Raw genomic sequence first — 21,690 nt, forward strand, 5'->3', positions numbered from 1 at the left:
GCTTGATTTTAATCGGTGTAGTAATTGGTTTAGCTTGAAAATCCTGAAGAAAAGCAATAAAATGATAAATAGAAGTATAAATTCTAATGTTAAGGAAAAAATCAACGGAAATGTTAAGGTAAGAACGTAGGTTATGGTTAATTTTTTACCGAATGTTCATATTTATATTTTTTTCAGGAATGGGGCAATTCCCTATAATAAAATGACTTTGGAGGATGGTTATGAGCAAGCTAAAGAGGAATGAGCGAATAGCAGCCATGGTAAAAATCTTAAGTGATCAACCTAATAAAGTATTTACACTGAATTATTTTACAGAAAAATTCAATTCAGCCAAGTCTACCATTAGCGAAGATATTGTCATTGTGAAGCAAACAATGGAAAAAATGGAGCTGGGAAAAATTGAAACCCTTTCTGGAGCCGCCGGGGGTGTGAAGTTTATTCCCCAAACCAACAAGAAGCAAAACAAAGAAATATTAGAAATGATTGCTGAAAAGCTAAGCCAGGGCGATCGGATACTTCCCGGGGGCTTTTTATACATGACTGATGTGATCTATTCTCCCCATCTGATTCATCATATCGGTGAAATATTTGCCAGTCAATTTGATTATAAACATGTTGATTATATCGTCACCGTAGAGACCAAGGGAATACCCCTGGCCCTAATGGTAGCCCGGGCCATGAATCGGCCTTTGGTGATATTAAGAAGAGACAGCAAGGTGACGGAAGGTTCAACGGTGAGTATTAATTATATTTCAGGATCAAGTGGGAAAATTCAGCGGATGTCCCTTTCACGCCGGGCCATCAAGCCAGGCGCTCGGGTAATTATTATAGATGATTTTATGAAGGCCGGGGGAACTGCCAAGGGGATGAAGGATATGATGAAGGAATTTGATGCAGAGGTAGAAGGGGTAGGGGTGCTAATTGCAACAAAAACACCTGCTGAAAAGCTAATTAATGACTATCGTGCCCTGTTAATTTTAGAAGAAGTAAGGGAGTCAGATCAGTTTATTCAGATGGTACCGAACCCAGACCTGATATAATGCAGATACAATTTAAAAAAAATCCACCAACGACAAAAAAATTCTGAAAACTTGCAATATTATTGCAGGAAATTTGTCCTAAATGGAGAATAGTCCATAATAATATGCATTTTGCAGTATGACAGATGGAAGGTGGTGAGGGACAATGCAAGTGACTGATGTGAGAATTAGAAAGGTAGCAACGGAAGGGAAAATGAAGGCTATTGTTTCTGTAACGTTTGATGAGGAATTTGTTGTACATGATATTAAAATTATTGAAGGTCAAAATGGACTATTTATTGCGATGCCCAGTCGAAAAATGGGGGAAGGTGACTTTAGAGACATCGCCCATCCAATCAACTCGGAAACAAGATCTAAAATTCAGGATGCAATCTTCAGTGAGTATGAAAAAATGGGAGACGAGCTTGAGGGAGCAGTTGGAGAGTAAGAAAAATAAAAAGGGGCCATGGGGGTCCCTTTTATTTGCGGTCAAAATGATATAATGATATAAAGTGATGTTTTAGGGCAGACTTTTTTTATTATATAAAGGTTTTTTGATTTAGGGGTTTTTTATTTAGTCAAAATATAATAAACTATATAGGGGAAATTAGAAGTAAATCGATAAGAATTTACGCTTAAAATATAAATTAGAGGTGAAATAATGGAACTTAAAGCAATCATACTGGCTGCAGGTGAAGGGAAGCGAATGAAATCCCAGCTTCCCAAGGTGCTCCACAGGGTTTGCGGACAAACCATGCTGCAACATGTTGTTGACGCTGCTGAAGATGCTGAGGTAGATGAGTGCATTGTGGTGGTGGGTCATGGGGCCGAGGAAGTAAAAAATAGCCTAAAGCCCCATATTAAGACGGTTTTACAGGAGGTTCAGCTGGGAACTGGTCACGCCCTTGGTATGACCCGAGAGCTCCTTTCTGAGGATGGCTTGGTGCTGGTACTCAATGGTGATGGCCCCTTAATTACCGGTGAAACCCTAAAAAATCTGCTTAAGACCCATGTTTCAGAACAGTATAGTGCTACGGTTTTAACAACAGAGCTGATGAATCCCCATGGCTATGGCCGAATTGTGCGGGATCATGCCAATCAGCTAAAGGAAATTGTAGAGGAAAAGGATACAACACCTGACGAGAAAAAAATTAAAGAAATTAATTCCGGGATTTATTGCTTTAACTCAAGGGAATTGAAGGAAGCCCTGCCTCTGCTAAAGAATGATAATGCCCAGAAGGAGTATTACCTGACCGATGTCCTCTCAATCATGAAGGGAAAGGGCCTTTCGGTGGGGCTTTATCAAGTCGATGACCCTCAAGAAATTATGGCGGTGAACGATCGGGTACAGCTGGCCCAGGTAGAGGCTGTCATGCGAAGAAGGATTAATCATGGGCATATGAGAAATGGCGTTACCATTATTAATCCCGAGGTTACCTATATAGAAAAGGGAGCCCAAATCGGACAAGACACCATTATTTACCCTGGTACCAGTATATCAAGGGAAACCACCATTGGGGAAGGCTGTAAAATCGGGCCTGATACCCAAATCCGGTATTCCCATATTGGTCAAGGGGTAGAAATTAACCATTCTGTTGTCATAGAAAGCAATATAGATGATTATTCTACCCTGGGGCCCTATGCCTATTTAAGGCCCAATAGCAGGGTTGGAAAGCATGTCAAGATAGGAGACTTTGTTGAATTGAAAAATGCTTCTATCGGGGATTATTCCAAGGCATCTCATTTAGCCTATATCGGTGATGCCGAGGTGGGTTCAAAGGTGAATATCGGCTGTGGGGTGGTTTTTGTCAATTATGACGGGAAAAACAAGCATAAGACCGTCGTTGAAGATGGTGCCTTTGTTGGCAGTAATGCCAACCTGATTGCCCCTGTGGTTGTAAAGAAAAATGGCTATGTGGCCAGTGGTTCAACCATTACCGATGAGGTGCCCGAAGGGGCCCTGGCGGTGGCCCGGGGGCGACAGGAAAACAAGCATGGCTGGGTAGAAAAGAAGGGCCTATTAAAAAAAGATAAGTAAGTATTGTCAATTTAACAAGGAGGATTACAGTTAATGAACACCAGTGGAAGTGAAATTAAAATCTTTTCTGGAAATGCCAATCTGGAATTGGCTGAGGAAATTGCAAGAACTATCGGGGTTCCCCTGGGAAATGCCGAGGTAACCACCTTCAGTGACGGTGAAATTGCTGTCAATATTAATGAAACCGTCAGGGGAACAGATCTATATGTGGTACAGCCAACCTGCCCCCCTGTTAATGATCATCTAATGGAGCTTTTAATCATGATCGATGCCTTTAAGAGGGCGTCAGCCGGAAGAATTACTGCGGTACTTCCCTATTACGGCTATGCAAGACAAGACAGAAAGGCCAAGGCAAGGGATCCAATTACTGCAAAGCTCTTGGCAGATATCATCACGACGGCCGGTGCCGACCGGGTGTTGACCATGGACCTGCACGCTGCCCAAATTCAAGGCTATTTTAACATTCCTGTTGACCATCTACAGGGAGTACCCATTCTTGCAAAATATTTCTTAGAAAAGAACCTAAAGGATGTGGTAGTCGTCTCTCCAGACCTGGGGAGTGTTACCCGGGCAAGAAATTTTGCTAATCATCTGGATGCACCCATTGCTATTATTGACAAGAGAAGGCCAAAGGCCAATGTGTCTGAAATTATGAACATAATTGGTGAAATTGAAGGCAAAACAGTTATTCTGGTGGATGACTTAATTGATACGGCAGGAACCATCACCAATGCCGCCAATGCCCTGAAGGAATTTGGCGCAGTTGAGGTCTATGCCTGCTGTACTCACCCGGTATTGTCTGGGCCTGCGCTGGAAAGAATAGAAAATTCAGCTATTAAAGAGCTGATCATCACCAATACTATTAAGCTTCCCGAGGAAAAGCAAAGTGATAAAATTAAGGCAATTTCAGTAGCACCGGTTTTTGCAGAAGCAATTTTACGTATTTATAAAAACATCTCAGTCAGTAAGCTTTTTGATTAGACGAAAACCCCTTTTTTTCGCAGGTGAAAATTTCGGCACCCTTATGTATCTTGTATACATGCCTGCTGATTTTCAATACCTCGAATAAGAGGGGCTTTTAATCAAACTGGTGACTTTTTGCTTATGGCCGGCGGCCCCCATTAGGAGGTGAAAAACATGTATATTGTTGTAGGTCTTGGGAATCCAGGAAAAAAGTATGAGGGCACTAGACATAATGTGGGCTTTCACACCGTTGATCTATTGGCTGATCGCTTAAATATAAAGGTAAACAAGCTAAAGTACAAGGCATTGATCGGAGAAGGGCATATCGGTATGGAAAGGGTTCTTTTAGTCAAGCCCCAAACCTTCATGAATCTTAGTGGACAAAGTGTAATGGAGCTGATACAATTTTATAAAATTGATTTAGAGCAGCTAATCGTCATTTACGATGATATCGATGTGAAGACAGGTGCCCTTAGAATAAGGGAAAAGGGCAGTGCCGGCAGTCACAACGGAATGAAAAATATTATTTATCTCCTTAAGGAGGATCGCTTCCCCAGAATCAGAATTGGAGTAGGAAAGCCCGAAGGGGGAGATTTGGCGGACTATGTATTGGGTCGCTTTTCAAAGGAAGAAGCAGGCCCTGTTAAGGAGGCCATTGAACGGGCTGCCTTGGCGGTAGAGACCATTATCAGCGATAATCTGCAGCTGGCCATGAATAAGTATAATGGATAAGGTGAAGGATATAGAAAAAAAGGAGTAGAGAAATGTTCATCCTTTCGGGTATATTGGCAGCTTTTTTCGCTTATCTATTAAATAAGGTCATACTGAAGCGCTTTGGCGGAAACAGTCTGATCATGATTGTTCCGTTGGCGGAAGAATTGATAAAAACTCTTGCAGCAATGGTAATCAATAGAAACATTTTAGCTACCCATATTGTATTTGGGATCATAGAAGGTGGGTATGACATATTTAATTCCCCTAAAAAAATAGGAAAACTGGCAGCCTTGGCCAGTATACTCAGTCATAGCCTCTTTGGATACATCACCCTGCTGGTCTTTAATCGAAGCCAATCCATTTTTATTGCTATTCTGGTGGCCTGGCTGTTTCATAGTGGGTGGAACTGGTATATAACTAAATATCTATAATGTAAATGTAATCATAATTTAAAAGCCTGGGTTTCAAATCCGGGCTAAAGATGCTGACTATTTTTACAGCAAATTATGTAACTTTATTAAAGGGCGGTGTCATGAGGGTGAAGAATCTACTGCTTACACCTATAGAAAATTCCATACAGTACAATCAATTGATCGGAGCCTTTAAATCTCGAAAAACCCCGGTTTATCTCCATGGCTTGAATGAATCACAAAAATCCCATATGATTTACGGGCTGTATCAGGCCCTGAAGAAGCCCATCTGTCTGATTACCCACAATGAGCTGGAAGCCCGGGAACTGTACCAGGATTTGAAGTTCTATTTAAATCAGGATGTCATGCATTTTCCCTCCCGAGAAATTGTTTACTATGATGTGACAGCCCTGGGTAATGATCAGGAGGATGAGCGAATTAAGGTTCTGGAAAGGCTCAACCAATCTACAGGGGGAATTGTGGTTGCCTCGGTGGAGTCCCTGCTGGTAAAGCTAACTCCCCCAGGAATCTATCGGAAATACCGGGTCAATATCAAGGTGGGCGAGATCATCAATCTGGAACAGGTTCTTAACACCTTCTTTATTCAAGGCTACCAGCGCACCGATCGGGTAGAGGCCAGGGGTGAATATAGTCTTAGGGGAGGAATCATAGACATCTTCCCTCCCTCTGCAGAGAATCCCTATAGAATTGAGCTTTTTGATGATGAGATTGATTCGATCAGGGCCTTTGATGTGGCCACCCAGAAGTCCATCGATAAAAGGGAGCAGGTGGAGATAAATCCTGTAACGGAAGGACTCTTAGATCCAACCAGGCTGGATGCCCTGCAAAAACAGCTTAAACAGGAATTGAAAAGGAATTTGAGCAAGCTGGAGGAGCCAGGAAAGGAAAGGCTGGAGGAAAAGTTTAACGAAATTGTAGATAAATTTGAGAACTTTAGTCATTTTAATGGGGCCGATCTCTTCATGCCCTATGTCTATGAGGATGCTGCCACCCTATTGGATTATATGGGGCTTCAAACCCTCATTGTAATGGATGAGCCCCGAAGAATCAGAGAAAAGGCAGAGGGACATTTAGAGGAATTTCACGATAATTTTAAAACCCTTTTGGAAAGGGGCGAGGTATTACCCACCCAGGGCAAGCGCCTGTTCCTTTACGATGAGCTTGTCAAGCGCCTTAAGAGGCATCAGGTGGCATCCCTCAGCTTAATACCGAAATATAATCCCGACTTTCAGCCTAAAGAAACTATTTCCTTTACCTCCAGGGGGGTACAATCCTTCCAGGGTAAAATTGATTTTTTAGTAGAAGAGTTAAAAACACTTCAGTATAAAGGTTATAAGGTGGTGCTGGTTCCTGGCACCAAGGAACGGGCCCTGCGATTATTGGAGCTCTTGAGGGATCGGGGAATTAAGGTAAATTTTGAGGTTAATCCCCAAGGGGAAAGCCTCATGACAGGCCAGGTGGTCATTGTTCAGGGAAGCCTTCGCAAGGGCTTTGAATATGTCGATATGAAATATATCATGATTACCGACAGCGAAATATATGGAGTTCATAAAAAGAAAAAGCAAAAAACCAAGCGTAAGGATGCTGCCCCGATTAAATCCTTTATTGAATTGCAGGTGGGGGATTATGTAGTTCACGAGGGTCATGGAATAGGAAAATACATTGGAATCGAAGAATTAAAGGTTGAGGGAATTAAAAAGGATTACTTGAAAATCCGTTATTCTGGTGAAGATAATCTCTATGTGCCAACCGATCAGATGGATTTAATACAAAAATATATCGGAAGTGACGACAAGCTGCCAAGGCTGAATAAACTGGGGGGAACCGAGTGGGCTAAAACTAAGGCCAAGGTAAAGCGAGCCATTGAAGATATGGCAGGGGAGCTATTAAAGCTTTACGCAGAGCGGGAAAAAGCCAAAGGCCATGCCTTTCCTGAAGATACCGAATGGCAAAAGCAGTTTGAAGACCTGTTTCCCTATGAGGAAACGGCAGATCAGCTTCGTTGTATCGAAGAGGTTAAGGCAGATATGGAACGGGAACGAACCATGGATCGGCTGCTATGCGGTGACGTAGGCTACGGAAAGACCGAAGTGGCCATTAGGGCAGCCTTTAAAGCAGTTATGGGAAATAAACAGGTGGCAGTATTGGTTCCTACTACGATTTTGGCACAGCAGCATTTTAATACCTTTACCCAGCGCTTCTCGGGCTTTCCGGTGAAGATAGAGATGTTAAGCCGCTTTAAAACAGCAGCTCAACAAAAGAAAATTATTGAAGATGCCAGAACAGGTAACCTAGATATATTAATCGGTACCCATCGAATATTATCCAAGGATATAAACTTTAAAGATTTAGGACTTCTGATTGTGGATGAAGAACAGCGTTTCGGTGTAAAACATAAGGAAGCCCTGAAGCACATGAAAAAGAATGTAGATGTATTGACTTTAACCGCCACACCGATTCCCAGAACCCTTCATATGTCGATGATCGGTGTACGTGATATGAGCGTAATTGAAGATCCGCCAGAGGAAAGGTTTCCTGTACAGACCTATGTGATGGAATACAACGAATCGGTATTGATGGATGCCATCACCCGGGAGCTTGCCAGGGGCGGGCAAATTTACTATGTCTATAATCGGGTTCAGGGAATACAGCAAATGGCCAATCGGCTGGCCCAGCTGGTTCCAGAGGCCAGAATTGGAGTAGGCCATGGCCAAATGAGTGAGCGGGAGCTGGAAAACCTAATGCTTGCCTATTATGAAGGGGAATATGATCTTTTGGTCTGTACTACCATCATTGAAACGGGCCTTGACATACCCAATGTCAATACCATTATCATCCACGATGCCGACAAGCTGGGCTTATCGCAGCTCTATCAGCTTCGGGGCCGGGTCGGTAGATCCAACCGGCAGGCCTATGCCTACCTAATGTACGAGAAGAATAAATCCCTGACAGAGGTGGCAGAAAAGCGTCTAAAGGCCATCAAGGAATTTACGGAGTTTGGTTCTGGCTTTAAAATTGCCATGCGTGACCTGGAAATCCGTGGTGCGGGAAACCTCTTAGGGGGAGAACAGCATGGACACATGGCCGCCATTGGCTACGATTTATATGTCAAGCTTTTGGAGGAAACCATCGGCGAAATGCGGGGTGAGGCTGTAGAAAAATATGAAGATACCCTGATGGAGCTCAATGTCAATGCCTACATTCCCGAGGATTACATTTCAAACCCCAGCCAGAAGATTGAAATCTATAAAAAAATTGCCTCAATCCGTAATCAGGCTGATCTATTCAGTGTTGAGGAAGAAATTGAAGACCGGTATGGAGATATACCTGCCAGCGTCAGAAACCTTTTAATGATTTCCTATATTAAGGCCCTGGCTAAAAACCTAAGGATTGGGTCTATCAGTCAAAAAGATAAAGAAATTAAAATTAGCTTTCAGGATGCCAGCAAGCTTAAGCCGGAGTATATTGGCGATGTGCTTCACACCTATCACCGCCGGGTAACCTTCCATGGCACCAGTGAGCCCTATTTTTTATATAAAATTAATAATCTTGACCAATATAAGACATTAACTGACCTAAAGGACATGATAGAAAAAATTAGCGGTTTGCAAATAAAAGCAAATTCGTTATAATAGAGTGAAGACCGAAATGGATAGGGAGTGATAAAAGAAAATGAAAAGACATTGGAAAAAGCATATAGGCATAATGTCAATAATTTTAATCATGGCATTATTGGTGGTGGGCTGCAGCAAAGAAGCCAAGGTAGATGCAGAAGTAGCCGCAGTAGTAAATGGAGTCGAGATTTCAATGGAGGATTTTAATAAAAATCTTGCACTATATAAAATGGATTATGAATTGCAGTTTGGTTCTGAAATCTTTAACGAGAATACCGAAACTGGTTTAAGTCTGATTGAAACAGTCAAATCTCAAGTGTTGGAAAAGATGATCACCGATGAAGTATTGCTTCAGCTGGCAAAAGAAAAGGATGTTTCTGTAGATAAAGAGGTGATTGATAAATCCTACGAGGAGTATTTGGAATATCTCAACAATAATGCGGAATATAAGGCTTTTACAGAGGAAAACGGTCTTGACGAGGCCTTTGTTAAAGAGCTGATTCGTGTAGGGGAAATTATCAATGCTTATCAAGGGGTTTACATGGAAGAGCTAACCATTAGCGAAGAAGAAGCTCGAACCTTCTATGATGAAAACCCTGAGTATTTTATAATTGATGAAGTGAAGGCACGGCACATATTGGTTGATAATTTAGACTTAGCCGAGGAGCTTTTAGAGCGAATTAAACAGGGAGAATCCTTTGAGGAGCTGGCCAAGGAATATTCTACAGATCCCGGTACCAAGGACTTGGGCGGAGACCTGGGCTATTTTGCCAAGGGCAGTATGGTGGCTCCCTTTGATGAAGCAGCTTTCTCCATGGAAGCTGGGGACATAAGCGACCCTGTACAAACTGATTTTGGCTACCATATCATCAAGGTAGAGGATAAAAATACCGAGGTACATGAATTTGAGGATAGCCTGGATCTAATCGTTAATTTCCTAAAGGCCACAGAGTTTCAAAAGCTCATTGATGAAAGTGTTGAAAAGGCAGAGGTTGTAAGAAATATAACTACTGATTAATATAGGGGGAGAAGCACTCCCTCTTTTTTTATACCCGGAAAGTTCTCGCCTAATAATAATTAAAATTAAGGAGAATTTTCAGTATATTGATTTCAACAAGAGGAAAATTTCTTCTAATTCTTAAGGCTTAATTTTCGAAAATTCAAATAGAATGTTCCTGTAGTCCTTGAAAATTACCACATTGTTCGTATACTATTTTAATCCAATAGATTTTAAACCCAAATGCATAAAAAACTATAATTGGTAAAATAATATTGATACAATAAATTCTACTAAATTTAGGAGGTAATAGGAGTGAAGGCGACAGGAATTGTTAGGCGAATAGACGATTTAGGTAGAGTTGTAATCCCCAAGGAAATACGTAGAACCCTTAGGATTCGAGAGGGAGATCCACTTGAAATATTTACTGATCGAGAGGGAGAGGTCATCCTAAAAAAATATTCACCCATTGGGGAATTGACCGAATTTGCTACAGAATATGCAGAATCCCTTCAAGAGGCCCTGGGCCATATTGCCATCATCACAGATCGTGATACCATCATAGCCGTAGCAGGGGCTTCCAAAAAGGAATATTTAGATAAACGGGTTAGTAAGACCCTGGAAAAGCTGATGGATGAAAGAGAAGTGGTAGTAGCCAATCAAGGTGATCAATATTGTCCAATTGCTTCCGATGAGCCCGATGAAGGGAAATATACCGCCCAGGTAATTGCCCCCATTGTGACCCAGGGAGATCCAATTGGAACAGTAATTCTTTGCTCCAGGGATAAGGGGACAAGCATGGGCGATACCGAAAAGAAAATTGCCATGACTGCTGCTGCCTTCCTATCAAAGCAAATGGAGCAATAATGATTTAATCCCGGTGGAAGCCGGGTTTTTTATTGTCTGAAATTATTTATTAAATTTTTCTAAAGCCTAACCTTCCGTCGGAATTCGACCAGGGCTAACCCGTTTATTTAGGTGATACAAGGTACTTGGGGCCGTACTATACGAAATGGTTAAAGTCTGCTATAATAGATTCTGACTGAAAAGAGTGGGAGGAGTATTTATGAAAAAAGAATCCTTTTTAAAGGGTGCCGCTGTCTTGGGGATAGCGGGTATGATTATAAAAGTACTGGGTGCCTTTTTTCGAATTCCTTTGGGGCGGATTATTGGTTCCGAAGGATTAGGTTATTTTCAGGTGGGGTATCCAATTTATACATTTTTGCTTTCCTTTTCAACCCAGGGCTTTCCAACAGCCATATCAAAGCTTGTATCGGAAAAAAGAGCAAAGGGAGACAATGCAGCAGCCCATAAGGTCTTTAAAACCTCATTGAAGATACTACTGTCTTTGGGAACCATTAGCTCATTGATTCTTGCCCTTGGAGCTGGCTACATAGTCAATCATATTGTAAAAAGCCCTAACGCCTATTACGCAGTAATGGCCCTGGCTCCTGCCCTGCTGGTAGTTTCTGCCATGGCTGCCTTCAGAGGGTATTTTCAAGGTATGAAAAATATGACGCCAACTGCCCTTTCCCAGGTGGCGGAGCAATTCGGCAGAGTATTGATTGGTTTATTGCTGGCAGTGCTGCTTTTAAACCGGGGAATTGAACTTGCTGCTGCAGGGGCTGCCTTTGGGGCCACCGTTGGGGGCGTTTTTGGCTTTTTAATTATTTATTATCTTTATCGAAGATCTCAAAGGAAAATTTTATCCTCCTTTGACCGATTACCTGATGAACAAGAGGCTCCCACCAGGGTCATTATCAGAGACCTTTTAAAGGTGGCCATTCCCATTACCATTGGGGGGGCCGTTATGCCCTTGATTAATATTGTTGATACCATGATCGTTTTAAGAAGACTACAGGCCATTGGCTTTTCCTATGAGGAGGCCAACAGCCTTTTCGGTCAATTGACAGGAATGGCTGCCACCCTCATCAACCTGCCCCAGGTGTTTACTGTGGCCCTTTCCATGAGTGTGGTACCGGTTATTGCTGAGGCCACGGCCAATAAAGACCGAAAAACTGTACAGGCTGACACCCAGTCTGCCTTTAGAGTGTCCCTCTTGATTGGGTTACCTGCTTCGGTGGGCCTGGCAATTTTGTCGGGGCCGATTATGAATTTGCTGTTCCCCAACGAAGCCGCTTCGGCCGGCGAGATCCTGCTGTTTATGTCAATGGCTGTATTTTTCTTAACACAGCTGCAAACACTAACAGGAGTACTGCAGGGGGTTGGAAAACCGGCGGTACCGGTGAGAAATTTAATGATTGGTGCTATTGTTAAATTTTTTGTTACCTACACCTTGACGGGAATTCCTGCCCTGAATGTTAAAGGGGCGGCCCTGGGTACCGTATCGGCCTATTTAGTGGCCTCTACATTAAATTTTATTGCTGTTAAACGATACACCGGAACTACCTTTAACCCCGTACAGTTTTTTGTAAAGCCCTTAACCTCTGTTATTGCCATGGGTTTGGTAGTTAGTCTAAGCTACCGGGGGATATACCCAACGGTGGGCAATAACCTTGCAACCGTTATGGCCATCGGTGTAGGGGTTGTGGTGTACGGGCTGGCCCTTTTATTGACGGGAGCCATTACAGAAGCAGATTTCGAACTGTTGCCGGGGGGAACCCGGCTGGCGAAGGTCTTAAAGCGATCTAGGCTGCTTAAAAAGCACAATGAATAAGCTAAGTGTTCAGGAGGAAAAACCATGGGGAAAATAACAGTGGTTGGGCTGGGGCCAGGGGCTTTAGAACATGTGACACTGGCTGCTCTTAACGAAATGAAAAGACATAAAAGAATTTTTTTAAGAACAATGCACCATCCGACGGTGGCGCTGCTAAAGGATATCACATATGAAGCATTTGATTCCTATTACGAAACATTTGACAGCTTTGATGAAGTATATGATCAAATTGTAATGGCACTGTTAGGGGCCGCCCAGGAGGAAGATGTGCTTTATGCCGTACCTGGGCATCCCTATGTGGCTGAAAGCACCGTAGAAAGGCTTATGGTGGCGGCCAGGGTTCAGCAAATTCCCGTAGAGGTGCATCCTGCCATGAGCTTTATCGATGTGATGCTTCCTGCCGTGGGGCTAGACCCTGTGGCAGGCTTTAAGTTAATTGACGGCCTGCAGCTGGATCGGCAGGAACCAGACCCATCCACAGCCACAATCATTACCCAGGTTTATGATCCCTTTATTGCTTCCCAGGTAAAATTGAGGCTGATGGACTATTATCATGATGATCAAGAGATTGTTGTGGTGAAAAATGCTGGAACTTCAACCCTTGAGCGAATTGAGCGGATTCCGCTCTATCAACTGGATCGTCTGGAATGGATCGATTACCTGACAAGTGTTTATATACCAAGCATTGACACCCTAGAAAAAAAATACTATAATATGAATAATTTAATAGAAATCATGGAAATATTAAGGAGTAAAGATGGCTGTCCATGGGATATCCAGCAGAATCATAGGAGTCTAAAGCCCTATTTAATTGAAGAAGCCTACGAGGTGCTGGAGGCCATCGATTTAGAGGATGATTTCCTATTAGAGGAGGAGCTGGGGGACCTGCTGCTTCAGGTGGTTTTCCATAGTCAGATTGCCAAGGAAAGACAAGCCTTCACCATGGGGGATGTGATTCGGGGCATATGTGAAAAACTAATTTTTAGGCATCCCCACGTATTTAAGGATACCCAGGCCAATAACCAGGATGAGGCCCTTGAAGCATGGGAAGCCAGTAAGCGAGAAGAAAAGAAAATCACCAGCCTAACAGAATCAATGAAATTGATACCAAAGCAACTGCCTGCAACGATGAGGGCCTATAAAATTCAAAAAAAGGCTGCTGAGGTTGGTTTTGATTGGGACACCCTTGAAGAAACTGCCGGAAAGATTGAAGAGGAGCTGAAGGAATTAAAAGAGGCCATCATGGAGGGAGCTGCAGAAAAAATCTTGGGTGAAGGGGGCGATTTACTATTTGCCGTTGTCAATTTCCTCAGATTTCTAAAGGTTGAGCCAGAGGAAGCATTAAACCTGACCAACCAGAAGTTTATCGAAAGATTTTCTTATATTGAGGAAAGAGCAAAGGACACCGGGAAGGCATTAAAGGAAATGACCCTGGCAGAAATGGACATCCTATGGGAGGAAGCAAAGAGAAAAAACCATACATAATCTTCTAAAATCCTCAAAAATATACAAAAAAAATAGCAAAAATCATTTAAAAAGAAGGATTTTCAAAATTTAAAGAGAATATGACTATACGTATTCTAAATTATTAAGGAGGTTTTATAAGTGAACAAAGCTGAATTAGTTGCTAAGATTGCAGAGAAAAGTGCATTAACTAAAAAGGATGCAGAACTGGCCTTAAATTCTTTCATGGAAAGCGTTGAAGAAGCATTAGTGGCTGGAGACAAAGTACAATTAGTAGGATTCGGAACTTTTGATGTAAGAGAAAGAAAGCCACGACAAGGTAGAAACCCAAGAAATCCAGAGCAAGTTATTGATATTCCAGCTTCTAAAGCACCTGTTTTCAAAGCTGGTAAAACATTAAAAGAAAAAATTAATGGTTAATAAAAATCAGGTCGCTGACCTGGTTTTTATTTAAGCTTGATTGTAAAAGGAATAGGCTAAATTAGCCTGTTCCTTTTTTATAATTGTTGTATAATTTTTGCCTACTGGCCCATAATAAGGTTGAAATACACATTAAAACATTTGAGAAAGGAGTCGATCTTCATGCAACAACTAAATCAAATGGAGCTGCAAAACCTTAGACACTTAATAGGCAGCCATCAAACCATTTCGGCCAAGCTTAACGACTATGCACAGCAATGCCAAGACCAGCAAGTAAAGCAAATGTTCCAGCAGGCAGCCCAGTCAGCACAGAATAGTGCTCAAAAGCTAATGACATTTCTACAATAATTAAGAAAAGGAGGTATTCGTAATGCAAGATAAGGATATGGTAAATGATGTTTTAACAATGACAAAGGCAGGCTTGACCGACTATACAAGAACAATCGGTGAGGCTTCCAATCAAAGCCTAAGACAAATGCTTCAGCAAATGAGAAACAGTGATGAACAATTCCAGTACAGCCTGTATCAACTTGCTGAACAAAAAGGCTATTATAAGCCTGCATCTTCTGCTCCGCCTCAAGAGGTGCAACAGGTTAAATCAGAACTTAGCCAGGGAATGAACAACATACCACACTAAAATACAAGATAAAAAATGATTAGTATCAAGGTACTAATCATTTTTTATCTTGTCTGCTATTTTACCATACCTGGGCGGGTTGTTTAAAAAACATAAATCCTATATACTTATGGTAGAAGCCTTTTATAAGCTGACTAGAAGCTTAATACTACATAGCAGGAGGGTTTATCGTGCGTTTAGATAAATACTTAAAGAATTCAAGAATTATTAAAAGAAGAACCGTTGCCAAAGAGGCCAGCGAAAGCGGCAGGGTGATGCTCAACGGCAAGGTTGCCAAACCGGGAACCGAGGTTTCGGTGGGAGACATCATTGAAATACGCTTTGGTGACAAGGTGTTTAAGGCCGAAATCACCCATGTGGCTGAACATGTCACCAAGGATGGGGCTAAGGAAATGTACCGGGTCATCGAGGAGTAGAAATTACAGAGGTTATCGTATATAAAATGCCTTTTTTCAAATACTATTAAAAGATTAAGGAAAGCAGTCTGTCAATCTTTTAATCTTTTAATCGTAAGGAGGAATCCAATGAAACGGATGAAACGGAATAAAGGCATTTACCTATTTTTAATTACTTTACTGATGGTGTTCTCCGTTGCTGGTTGCAGATCGGTGGAAAGGCCACCGGGCCAGGAGAAGGCTGAAGAAAATATTCCCCCTATACCAGAGCAAATCAGTCAGGGCGAAGGTGTAGAGCCTGTTTTGAAGGTTCACGTGGTGGATGAAGGACAGATAAGGGAGATGAAATTTGAAGAGTACTTAACCGGTGTTCTGGCCGGAGAGATGAACCCAGATTTCCCTGAAGAAGCCCTGGCGGCCCAGGCCATATTGGCCCGTACCTTTGTTATGGAATTCATTACAGATAAGGGAGGGTCTAAATATGAAGGGGCACATGTTTCTACAGATATTGAAGAGGCCCAGGCCTATGATGCTTCAAAAGTAAATGACCGTATTAAACAGGCCGTAGAAAGTACCCGGGGACAGGTGGCCCTTTATGATAATGATTATATTAAAGCCTGGTTCCATGCCCATGGAGGCGGTAAAACAGCCACTGCCATCGAAGGCTTAGGCTTTGACGAATCAGTCCCCCCCTATATTCAAGTGGTAGATTCCCAGGATTCTCAGGAGGCTCCGCCAGAGGATGCCAATTGGAAGGAAACCTTTACCAAGGCTGAAATTATTCAGGCTGCCCAACAGTCAGGTCATGAAATTAAAGACTTTGATAATATTGAGGTGACAGAATGGGGACCATCGGGCAGGGCCACTCAAATTCAGATCGGAGACGTTACCGTGGCAGCTCCCGCCTTTCGACTGGCCCTAGACAGCACCCGTATGAAGTCAACCCGGCTGACCAATATTTCTGTCTCTGGTGATCAGGTGACCATGGAGGGAACGGGCTATGGCCACGGGGTTGGCATGAGCCAATGGGGTGCCTATCAAATGGCCCAGGAGGGTAAGGATGCCGAGGCCATTATTCAGCACTATTTTAAGGATATCAGGATCGTTAAAATGTGGGAATAGTCTAAGTTTCAGTTCTAAAACCTTTCCATACCTCATAGTTATAGATGAAGGAAGGATGGGGAAGGTGATGGCAATGGAAGAGCGAAAAAATACCCGAGGTCGAAGCCATAATGTCATCCTGGAGAATCGGGAAAAGCTATCGGTTTCAGGTGTTGAGCATGTTAACAGCTTCAACAACGAACTAATTCTTGTAGAAACAGTAGCCGGTGTACTGACAATTAAAGGAGAAGAACTGGATGTAAATAAATTGAATTTAGAAGACGGAAACGTCATTATCGAGGGAAAAATTCAGTCGATGGTCTACAGTGAAAGAGATAGCTTTGGATCAAAGGGATCAAGCTTTTTAGGTAAATTGTTTAAATAGCTGCCAATATAAAAAAATTGGCAGCTTTTTTTTATGGGACATTCACCAAATTCAGTAGATTATCATAGGATAGAAAGATACCACAAATCCTGTTGAGGTGATTATAATGAGCATGTATTCCGTTTATCATGAAGCCTACATATTACTGGCAACCATCTATGGCGGGCTTTTAATCGGTTTTATTTATGATCTGTATAAGGTGTTTCGAGGATTATTTCATCCCAAAAAAATCGCCACCTATTTACAGGATATATTATTTTGGACCATTATCTCCATTGTGGCCTTCTATGTGCTGATCATCAGCAATCAGGGTGATCTGCGCTTTTATAACTTTCTTGGCTTTGTTATTGGTGTGTTGATTTATCATTATTTATTAAGCGCTAAAATCATACAAACCCTTTTGTTTATGATCAGGGTAATAAAGGAATTAATAGGGGATTTATGGAAGCTACTTCTTTATCCCCTTCAGGTCGGTTTTTGTCTGATTTCTGTACCATATTCCTATTGTAAAAGAAAGACGAAACCATTATACTATAAGTCAAAGAGAGTAATGAAAATTCCGGTAAGCTACGTAAAGGATATAAAGAAGGGATTTAGTCGATATATTAAAAAGAAATAGACAGGTGGGAGGGGGCAATTGGATGGCAAAAAAAAGACGAAAGAACTTAAGTGGAATGCTTTTTATCATGGCTGCCCTTTTCCTTTGTGGCTATGTGGTATATACCCTTTACGAACAGCAGCAGGAAATGAATCAACTGCGGGTGGTAGAAGCCGAAAATCAAAAGAAAATTGAATTGATGGAAGAAGAGCTGAATGAAATGCAGGCCGATATAGACGCTGCCAATTCCGATGAGCACGTTGAAAAGATTGCCCGGGAACAATTAAAAATGATCGGTCAGGATGAAGTTCTCTTTATCGATTTGGGAAAAGGCGCCAAATAAAAAAAAGTATACCTTTTTAACTACTTATGATATAATAATTCTGATATATACTATAATCGATGCTTGATTGAAACTTTAGAAGGAGGAATATTAAATTTATGCCGGTAGAGGTAGGTAATGTACTTGAAGGCACTGTTTCTGGGATAACAAACTTTGGCGCCTTCATCGATCTAGGAGAAGGCAAAACAGGGCTGGTACACATTTCCGAGGTAGCCAATGACTATGTTAAGAACATTCACGAGTATTTAAAGCAGGGACAACAGGTAAAGGTAAAGGTTTTGTCCGTTGAAAAGGACGGCAAGGTTAGTTTATCCATAAAACAGGCGGCGCCTCCTAAAAAGAGGGTAGTAAAGCCTGCCGAGTTTGATTGGTCAGCTCGAAGTGAAGTCGAGTCTTTATCCTTTGAAGACAAAATTAACCGATTTTTAAAAGACAGCGATGAAAAAATGCAGTCATTAAAGAGCAAGGGCAAAAGTAATCGCAGAGGAAATGGACATGGAAAAAAAGTGTTTAAAGAATAAATTCAAGCCGACGAAGTCGGCTTTTTCTTATGTAACCACGATTTACAATGTATGAAAATTGTTTTAAAGAAACGGAGGGTCAAAAATGATTCAAAAATGTGCTGCCATTGACATAGGCACCAATTCAATGCGTCTTTTATTGGCTGAGGTAGAAAACAATCGTTTCATTCGCCGGGAAAAGCACCTGAAAATTACCCGAATTGGTCGTTCGGTAGATGCAGGGGGCTACATAACCGATAGGGGAATGGCCCTGAATATTCAAGCCTTCACAGAATTTGTAAGCCAGGCCAGAAACTTTGGTGCAGAGGAAGTTTGGGCCATTGCCACCAGTGCCGTGAGGGATGCCAAAAATGGACAAGATTTTGCTGACAGGGCCCTGAAGGAAACGGGAATTACCATTGAAATTATCGATGGCAGCCATGAAGCCCAACTAGGCTATCAGGGGGTTTTAATGGGCTCGGCGGAGCAAAATTCCCTAACCATTATTGATATTGGCGGGGGCAGCACAGAGGTGATCGTTGGAGCCGGCGCCTCCATTAAAACCGCCAGGAGCTACAATGTGGGGGCCCTTCGTATGACAGAACGGCTGATTGCCACAGACCCCATTTCAGAGGAAGAATATAAGGGTTTAGCGGCTGAAATTAAAAAATTGCTGGCTCCCATTAAAACACTAGCAGATCAAGGAATTAAAGAACTAACCGGCATAGGCGGAACCGCCACCACCATAGCCGCCATGTGCCAGCAATTGGACCCCTATGACCCAGACAAGGTCCATGGGTATCGTATTCCCTTCAATACAATGGAGTCATTTAGAGAAAGACTAAAGAAAATGAACATTGCCCAAAAAAGACAATTAAAGGGGCTACAGCCCCAAAGGGCAGATATTATTTTAGCCGGTACTACCATTATGACCACCGCCATGGCACTATTAAGGGTCGATGAACTGGTTGTCAGTGAATACGATAATTTAGAAGGGATTATTTATGAAAAACTGTTAAACCAACCCATTTAAACGTCAATTGAAGGATAGATGGCAAATAAATAGGCTTTAGGAAGAATAATCATTATCAATTTTACAAATATTGATAATGATTATTGTTTTTATTAGAGCTTTTATGGTAAAATCTAAATATAATCCCGAGTGCGTAGCTCGGAATTAATAATCTCATTAAAGGAGCGGTAAAAATGGAGCAAGCATTACTTCGTATTGCTGACCTAGGGGTTCAGATCGAAGAAAGGGAAATATTAAAGGGGTTAAGCCTGGAGGTTAAGCCCGGGGAAATACATGCCATCATGGGGCCCAATGGAGGGGGTAAAAGCACCCTGGCCAATACCATTATGGGAAGCCCTAAGGGAAAAGTCACTTCAGGTCATATATATTTTCAAGGGGAAGAAATTAATGGGCTTTCTCCCGACGAAAGGGCCAGGCGGGGGATTTTCCTCTCCTTTCAATATCCAGAGGAAGTTCCCGGGGTAACGGTTCAAAACTTTCTGCGCACCGCCTACCAGGCTGTAACCGGAAACAATATCTCTATTTTCAAGTTTGAGTCGCTGCTGAAGGAAAAAATGGCTCTCTTGAATATGGACCAGACCTATAGCAACAGGTACTTGAATGAAGGGTTTTCCGGAGGCGAAAAGAAGAAAAATGAAATTTTACAAATGGCTATTTTAAGACCTAAGCTAGCCATCTTAGATGAAACCGATTCAGGCCTGGACATTGATGCCCTGAAAATTGTTGCAGAAGGAGTGAAAAAGGTAAAGGAGCCTGATACCGGGGTACTGATTATTACCCATTACAATAGAATTTTAGATTACATTCAGCCAGACTATGTTCATGTTTTAATGAAGGGAAAAATCATTCAAAGCGGTGATGCTTCCCTGGCAAAGAGACTTGAGGAAACAGGCTATGAAGGCCTTAAGCAGACATATGCCTAGAAGATCATGATAGGGAGGTCATAAGTAATGAGCAAAACCCAGGTAGAAGATATCGATTTTAGCCGTTACGACATGAAAAATGAAGTACGGTTTAGCTATAAGAGCCAGCAGGGCTTGAATCGGGAAATCGTTGAAGCCATTTCCCATGAAAAGAATGAGCCCCAGTGGATGAGGGACCTTAGGCTAAGGTCCTTAGACCTGTATCTAAAGAAGCCTGTACCCACCTGGGGGCCAGATTTAAGCAATTTAAACCTGGATGAAATTGTCACCTATTTAAAGCCCGATACAGGAATGAAGCATAGCTGGGAGGCTGTTCCCGACGATATTAAAGACACCTTTGAAAAGCTGGGAATTCCCAAGGCAGAGCGGGAAGCCCTGGCAGGGGTAGGGGCCCAGTACGATTCAGAGGTGATTTACCATAATATGAGGTCTGAACTGGCCAAGGAAGGGGTGGTATTCCTTGATATGGAAACGGCCCTGAGGGAGTATGAAGAAATGGTGAAGGCCCACTTTATGACCCGGTGCGTTCCGCCGGGAGACCATAAGTTTGCCGCCCTCCATGGGGCGGTCTGGAGCGGAGGCAGCTTTGTCTATGTGCCGCCTGGGGTAAAGGTAGAAATTCCCCTTCAGGCATATTTCAGAATGAATGCACCGGGTTCCGGTCAGTTTGAGCATACCCTCATTATTGTCGATGAGGGGGCGGAGCTGCACTTCATTGAAGGCTGCTCGGCTCCCCAGTATTCCGTTAACAACCTCCATGCCGGTTGTGTAGAGCTTTTTGTCAGACAGGGAGCAAGGCTTCGGTACAGCACCATCGAAAATTGGAGCCGGAATACCTATAACCTGAATACCAAGCGGGCCATTGTAGAAAAAGACGGTATTATGGAATGGGTTTCAGGCTCCTTCGGCAGCCGGGTAAGTATGCTGTATCCCTCCACAATTTTAAAGGGAGAAGGGGCAAGGGTAGATCATACCCAGATTACCTTTGCTTCCAAGGGACAATATTTAGATACGGGCTCCAAGGTGATTCACCTGGCCCCCAATACCACCTCCCGGGTGGTTTCCAAAAGTATTTCAAAAAACGGAGGGGTAGCCTTTTATCGAGGTCTGTTAAAGGTGGCTGCCGATGCCGATGGCTGTAAGGCCAACGTAGAGTGTGAATCCTTAATGCTTGACAATGAATCCAGGGCCGATACCCTGCCCACCATTGATTTAAAAAACGATGATATCGATATTGGCCATGAAGCTAAAATTGGCCGAATCAGTGAAGAGCAAATCTACTATTTAATGAGCAGGGGAATCACAGAGGATGAAGCCAAGGCCATGATTGTCAGGGGCTTCGTGGAGCCCATCGCCAAGGAACTGCCTCTGGAATATGCCGTAGAAATGAATCGACTTATCCAGCTTGAGCTGGAGGGTGCCATTGGATAGGAGGTAT

General features: G+C 42.5%; 23 protein-coding genes. All 23 read left to right on the forward strand.

Features of this window, described 5'->3' with window-relative positions; genetic code table 11:
- Positions 1–221 precede the first annotated feature (221 nt).
- The 23 genes from purR to sufB all read left to right on the forward strand — a co-directional run bounded on the left by purR (position 222) and on the right by sufB (position 21,683).
- Positions 222–1,040 (forward strand): pur operon repressor, encoded by an 819-nt coding sequence (gene purR, locus ACYQ1I_RS07320; RefSeq protein ID WP_459763846.1) that lies wholly within the window; start codon positions 222–224, stop codon positions 1,038–1,040.
- Positions 1,041–1,185: 145 nt separating this feature from the next.
- The gene (gene spoVG, locus ACYQ1I_RS07325; RefSeq protein WP_459763848.1) at positions 1,186–1,467 is read left to right on the forward strand and encodes a septation regulator SpoVG; all 282 of its coding nucleotides are present in this window, start codon (positions 1,186–1,188) and stop codon (positions 1,465–1,467) included.
- Positions 1,468–1,680: 213 nt separating this feature from the next.
- Positions 1,681–3,057: a bifunctional UDP-N-acetylglucosamine diphosphorylase/glucosamine-1-phosphate N-acetyltransferase GlmU gene (gene glmU, locus ACYQ1I_RS07330; RefSeq protein WP_459763850.1), complete on the forward strand. Its 1,377-nt coding sequence runs from the start codon at positions 1,681–1,683 to the stop codon at positions 3,055–3,057.
- Between the two features lie 33 nt (positions 3,058–3,090).
- A complete protein-coding gene (locus tag ACYQ1I_RS07335) occupies positions 3,091–4,038 on the forward strand; it encodes a ribose-phosphate diphosphokinase (RefSeq protein WP_459763851.1) in 948 nt (315 codons plus the stop codon).
- Positions 4,039–4,194: 156 nt separating this feature from the next.
- Complete coding sequence (gene pth / locus ACYQ1I_RS07340; protein WP_459763853.1) at positions 4,195–4,752, forward strand: aminoacyl-tRNA hydrolase; 558 nt, start codon at positions 4,195–4,197, stop codon at positions 4,750–4,752.
- A 32-nt stretch (positions 4,753–4,784) separates the two neighbouring features.
- The gene (locus ACYQ1I_RS07345) at positions 4,785–5,165 is read left to right on the forward strand and encodes a hypothetical protein (protein ID WP_459763855.1); all 381 of its coding nucleotides are present in this window, start codon (positions 4,785–4,787) and stop codon (positions 5,163–5,165) included.
- A gap of 107 nt (positions 5,166–5,272) precedes the next feature.
- Complete coding sequence (mfd, locus tag ACYQ1I_RS07350; protein WP_459763857.1) at positions 5,273–8,797, forward strand: transcription-repair coupling factor; 3,525 nt, start codon at positions 5,273–5,275, stop codon at positions 8,795–8,797.
- A 40-nt stretch (positions 8,798–8,837) separates the two neighbouring features.
- On the forward strand, positions 8,838–9,797 hold the full coding sequence (locus ACYQ1I_RS07355; RefSeq protein ID WP_459763859.1) for a peptidylprolyl isomerase: 960 nt from the start codon (positions 8,838–8,840) through the stop codon (positions 9,795–9,797).
- A 294-nt stretch (positions 9,798–10,091) separates the two neighbouring features.
- Positions 10,092–10,643, forward strand: coding sequence for a stage V sporulation protein T (spoVT, locus tag ACYQ1I_RS07360; protein WP_459763861.1), 552 nt, complete (start codon positions 10,092–10,094; stop codon positions 10,641–10,643).
- 199 nt (positions 10,644–10,842) lie between these two features.
- Complete coding sequence (locus ACYQ1I_RS07365) at positions 10,843–12,453, forward strand: putative polysaccharide biosynthesis protein (protein WP_459763863.1); 1,611 nt, start codon at positions 10,843–10,845, stop codon at positions 12,451–12,453.
- 24 nt (positions 12,454–12,477) lie between these two features.
- Positions 12,478–13,938 (forward strand): bifunctional methyltransferase/pyrophosphohydrolase YabN, encoded by a 1,461-nt coding sequence (gene yabN / locus ACYQ1I_RS07370; RefSeq protein ID WP_459763865.1) that lies wholly within the window; start codon positions 12,478–12,480, stop codon positions 13,936–13,938.
- Between the two features lie 120 nt (positions 13,939–14,058).
- Positions 14,059–14,337 (forward strand): HU family DNA-binding protein, encoded by a 279-nt coding sequence (locus ACYQ1I_RS07375; RefSeq protein ID WP_459763867.1) that lies wholly within the window; start codon positions 14,059–14,061, stop codon positions 14,335–14,337.
- Between the two features lie 162 nt (positions 14,338–14,499).
- Entirely contained in the window at positions 14,500–14,685 is a 186-nt protein-coding gene (locus ACYQ1I_RS07380; RefSeq protein ID WP_459763869.1) for a DUF1657 domain-containing protein, read from the forward strand.
- 22 nt (positions 14,686–14,707) lie between these two features.
- A complete protein-coding gene (locus tag ACYQ1I_RS07385; RefSeq protein ID WP_459763871.1) occupies positions 14,708–14,974 on the forward strand; it encodes a spore coat protein in 267 nt (88 codons plus the stop codon).
- Positions 14,975–15,144: 170 nt separating this feature from the next.
- Positions 15,145–15,390, forward strand: a complete 246-nt coding sequence (locus tag ACYQ1I_RS07390) for an RNA-binding S4 domain-containing protein (RefSeq protein ID WP_459763873.1) — start codon at positions 15,145–15,147, stop codon at positions 15,388–15,390.
- A 108-nt stretch (positions 15,391–15,498) separates the two neighbouring features.
- On the forward strand, positions 15,499–16,491 hold the full coding sequence (locus tag ACYQ1I_RS07395) for a SpoIID/LytB domain-containing protein (protein WP_459763875.1): 993 nt from the start codon (positions 15,499–15,501) through the stop codon (positions 16,489–16,491).
- Positions 16,492–16,558: 67 nt separating this feature from the next.
- Entirely contained in the window at positions 16,559–16,855 is a 297-nt protein-coding gene (yabP, locus tag ACYQ1I_RS07400; RefSeq protein ID WP_459763877.1) for a sporulation protein YabP, read from the forward strand.
- A gap of 106 nt (positions 16,856–16,961) precedes the next feature.
- The gene (gene yabQ, locus ACYQ1I_RS07405; protein ID WP_459763879.1) at positions 16,962–17,474 is read left to right on the forward strand and encodes a spore cortex biosynthesis protein YabQ; all 513 of its coding nucleotides are present in this window, start codon (positions 16,962–16,964) and stop codon (positions 17,472–17,474) included.
- A gap of 22 nt (positions 17,475–17,496) precedes the next feature.
- Entirely contained in the window at positions 17,497–17,796 is a 300-nt protein-coding gene (locus tag ACYQ1I_RS07410) for a septum formation initiator family protein (RefSeq protein ID WP_459763881.1), read from the forward strand.
- Between the two features lie 98 nt (positions 17,797–17,894).
- On the forward strand, positions 17,895–18,317 hold the full coding sequence (locus tag ACYQ1I_RS07415) for a S1 domain-containing RNA-binding protein (RefSeq protein ID WP_459763883.1): 423 nt from the start codon (positions 17,895–17,897) through the stop codon (positions 18,315–18,317).
- An 85-nt stretch (positions 18,318–18,402) separates the two neighbouring features.
- Positions 18,403–19,329, forward strand: a complete 927-nt coding sequence (locus ACYQ1I_RS07420) for a Ppx/GppA phosphatase family protein (protein WP_459763885.1) — start codon at positions 18,403–18,405, stop codon at positions 19,327–19,329.
- Positions 19,330–19,502: 173 nt separating this feature from the next.
- Complete coding sequence (gene sufC / locus ACYQ1I_RS07425; RefSeq protein WP_459763887.1) at positions 19,503–20,252, forward strand: Fe-S cluster assembly ATPase SufC; 750 nt, start codon at positions 19,503–19,505, stop codon at positions 20,250–20,252.
- 27 nt (positions 20,253–20,279) lie between these two features.
- A complete protein-coding gene (gene sufB / locus ACYQ1I_RS07430; protein WP_459763889.1) occupies positions 20,280–21,683 on the forward strand; it encodes a Fe-S cluster assembly protein SufB in 1,404 nt (467 codons plus the stop codon).
- The last annotated feature ends 7 nt before the right edge of the window (positions 21,684–21,690 follow it).

This window comes from Alkaliphilus crotonatoxidans (assembly GCF_054658015.1).

Bases quoted from the DNA above. Each gene is read 5' to 3' on its own strand.
- ACYQ1I_RS07420 (WP_459763885.1), top strand. From the start codon at position 18,403: ATGATTCAAAAATGTGCTGCCATTGACATAGGCACCAATTCAATGCGT.
- ACYQ1I_RS07365 (WP_459763863.1), top strand. From the start codon at position 10,843: ATGAAAAAAGAATCCTTTTTAAAGGGTGCCGCTGTCTTGGGGATAGCG.
- glmU (WP_459763850.1), top strand. From the start codon at position 1,681: ATGGAACTTAAAGCAATCATACTGGCTGCAGGTGAAGGGAAGCGAATG.
- ACYQ1I_RS07410 (WP_459763881.1), top strand. From the start codon at position 17,497: ATGGCAAAAAAAAGACGAAAGAACTTAAGTGGAATGCTTTTTATCATG.
- sufB (WP_459763889.1), top strand. From the start codon at position 20,280: ATGAGCAAAACCCAGGTAGAAGATATCGATTTTAGCCGTTACGACATG.
- sufC (WP_459763887.1), top strand. From the start codon at position 19,503: ATGGAGCAAGCATTACTTCGTATTGCTGACCTAGGGGTTCAGATCGAA.
- ACYQ1I_RS07345 (WP_459763855.1), top strand. From the start codon at position 4,785: ATGTTCATCCTTTCGGGTATATTGGCAGCTTTTTTCGCTTATCTATTA.
- spoVG (WP_459763848.1), top strand. From the start codon at position 1,186: ATGCAAGTGACTGATGTGAGAATTAGAAAGGTAGCAACGGAAGGGAAA.
- yabN (WP_459763865.1), top strand. From the start codon at position 12,478: ATGGGGAAAATAACAGTGGTTGGGCTGGGGCCAGGGGCTTTAGAACAT.
- ACYQ1I_RS07385 (WP_459763871.1), top strand. From the start codon at position 14,708: ATGCAAGATAAGGATATGGTAAATGATGTTTTAACAATGACAAAGGCA.
- ACYQ1I_RS07335 (WP_459763851.1), top strand. From the start codon at position 3,091: ATGAACACCAGTGGAAGTGAAATTAAAATCTTTTCTGGAAATGCCAAT.
- yabQ (WP_459763879.1), top strand. From the start codon at position 16,962: ATGAGCATGTATTCCGTTTATCATGAAGCCTACATATTACTGGCAACC.
- ACYQ1I_RS07395 (WP_459763875.1), top strand. From the start codon at position 15,499: ATGAAACGGATGAAACGGAATAAAGGCATTTACCTATTTTTAATTACT.
- yabP (WP_459763877.1), top strand. From the start codon at position 16,559: ATGGCAATGGAAGAGCGAAAAAATACCCGAGGTCGAAGCCATAATGTC.
- ACYQ1I_RS07380 (WP_459763869.1), top strand. From the start codon at position 14,500: ATGCAACAACTAAATCAAATGGAGCTGCAAAACCTTAGACACTTAATA.
- purR (WP_459763846.1), top strand. From the start codon at position 222: ATGAGCAAGCTAAAGAGGAATGAGCGAATAGCAGCCATGGTAAAAATC.
- ACYQ1I_RS07415 (WP_459763883.1), top strand. From the start codon at position 17,895: ATGCCGGTAGAGGTAGGTAATGTACTTGAAGGCACTGTTTCTGGGATA.
- pth (WP_459763853.1), top strand. From the start codon at position 4,195: ATGTATATTGTTGTAGGTCTTGGGAATCCAGGAAAAAAGTATGAGGGC.
- ACYQ1I_RS07355 (WP_459763859.1), top strand. From the start codon at position 8,838: ATGAAAAGACATTGGAAAAAGCATATAGGCATAATGTCAATAATTTTA.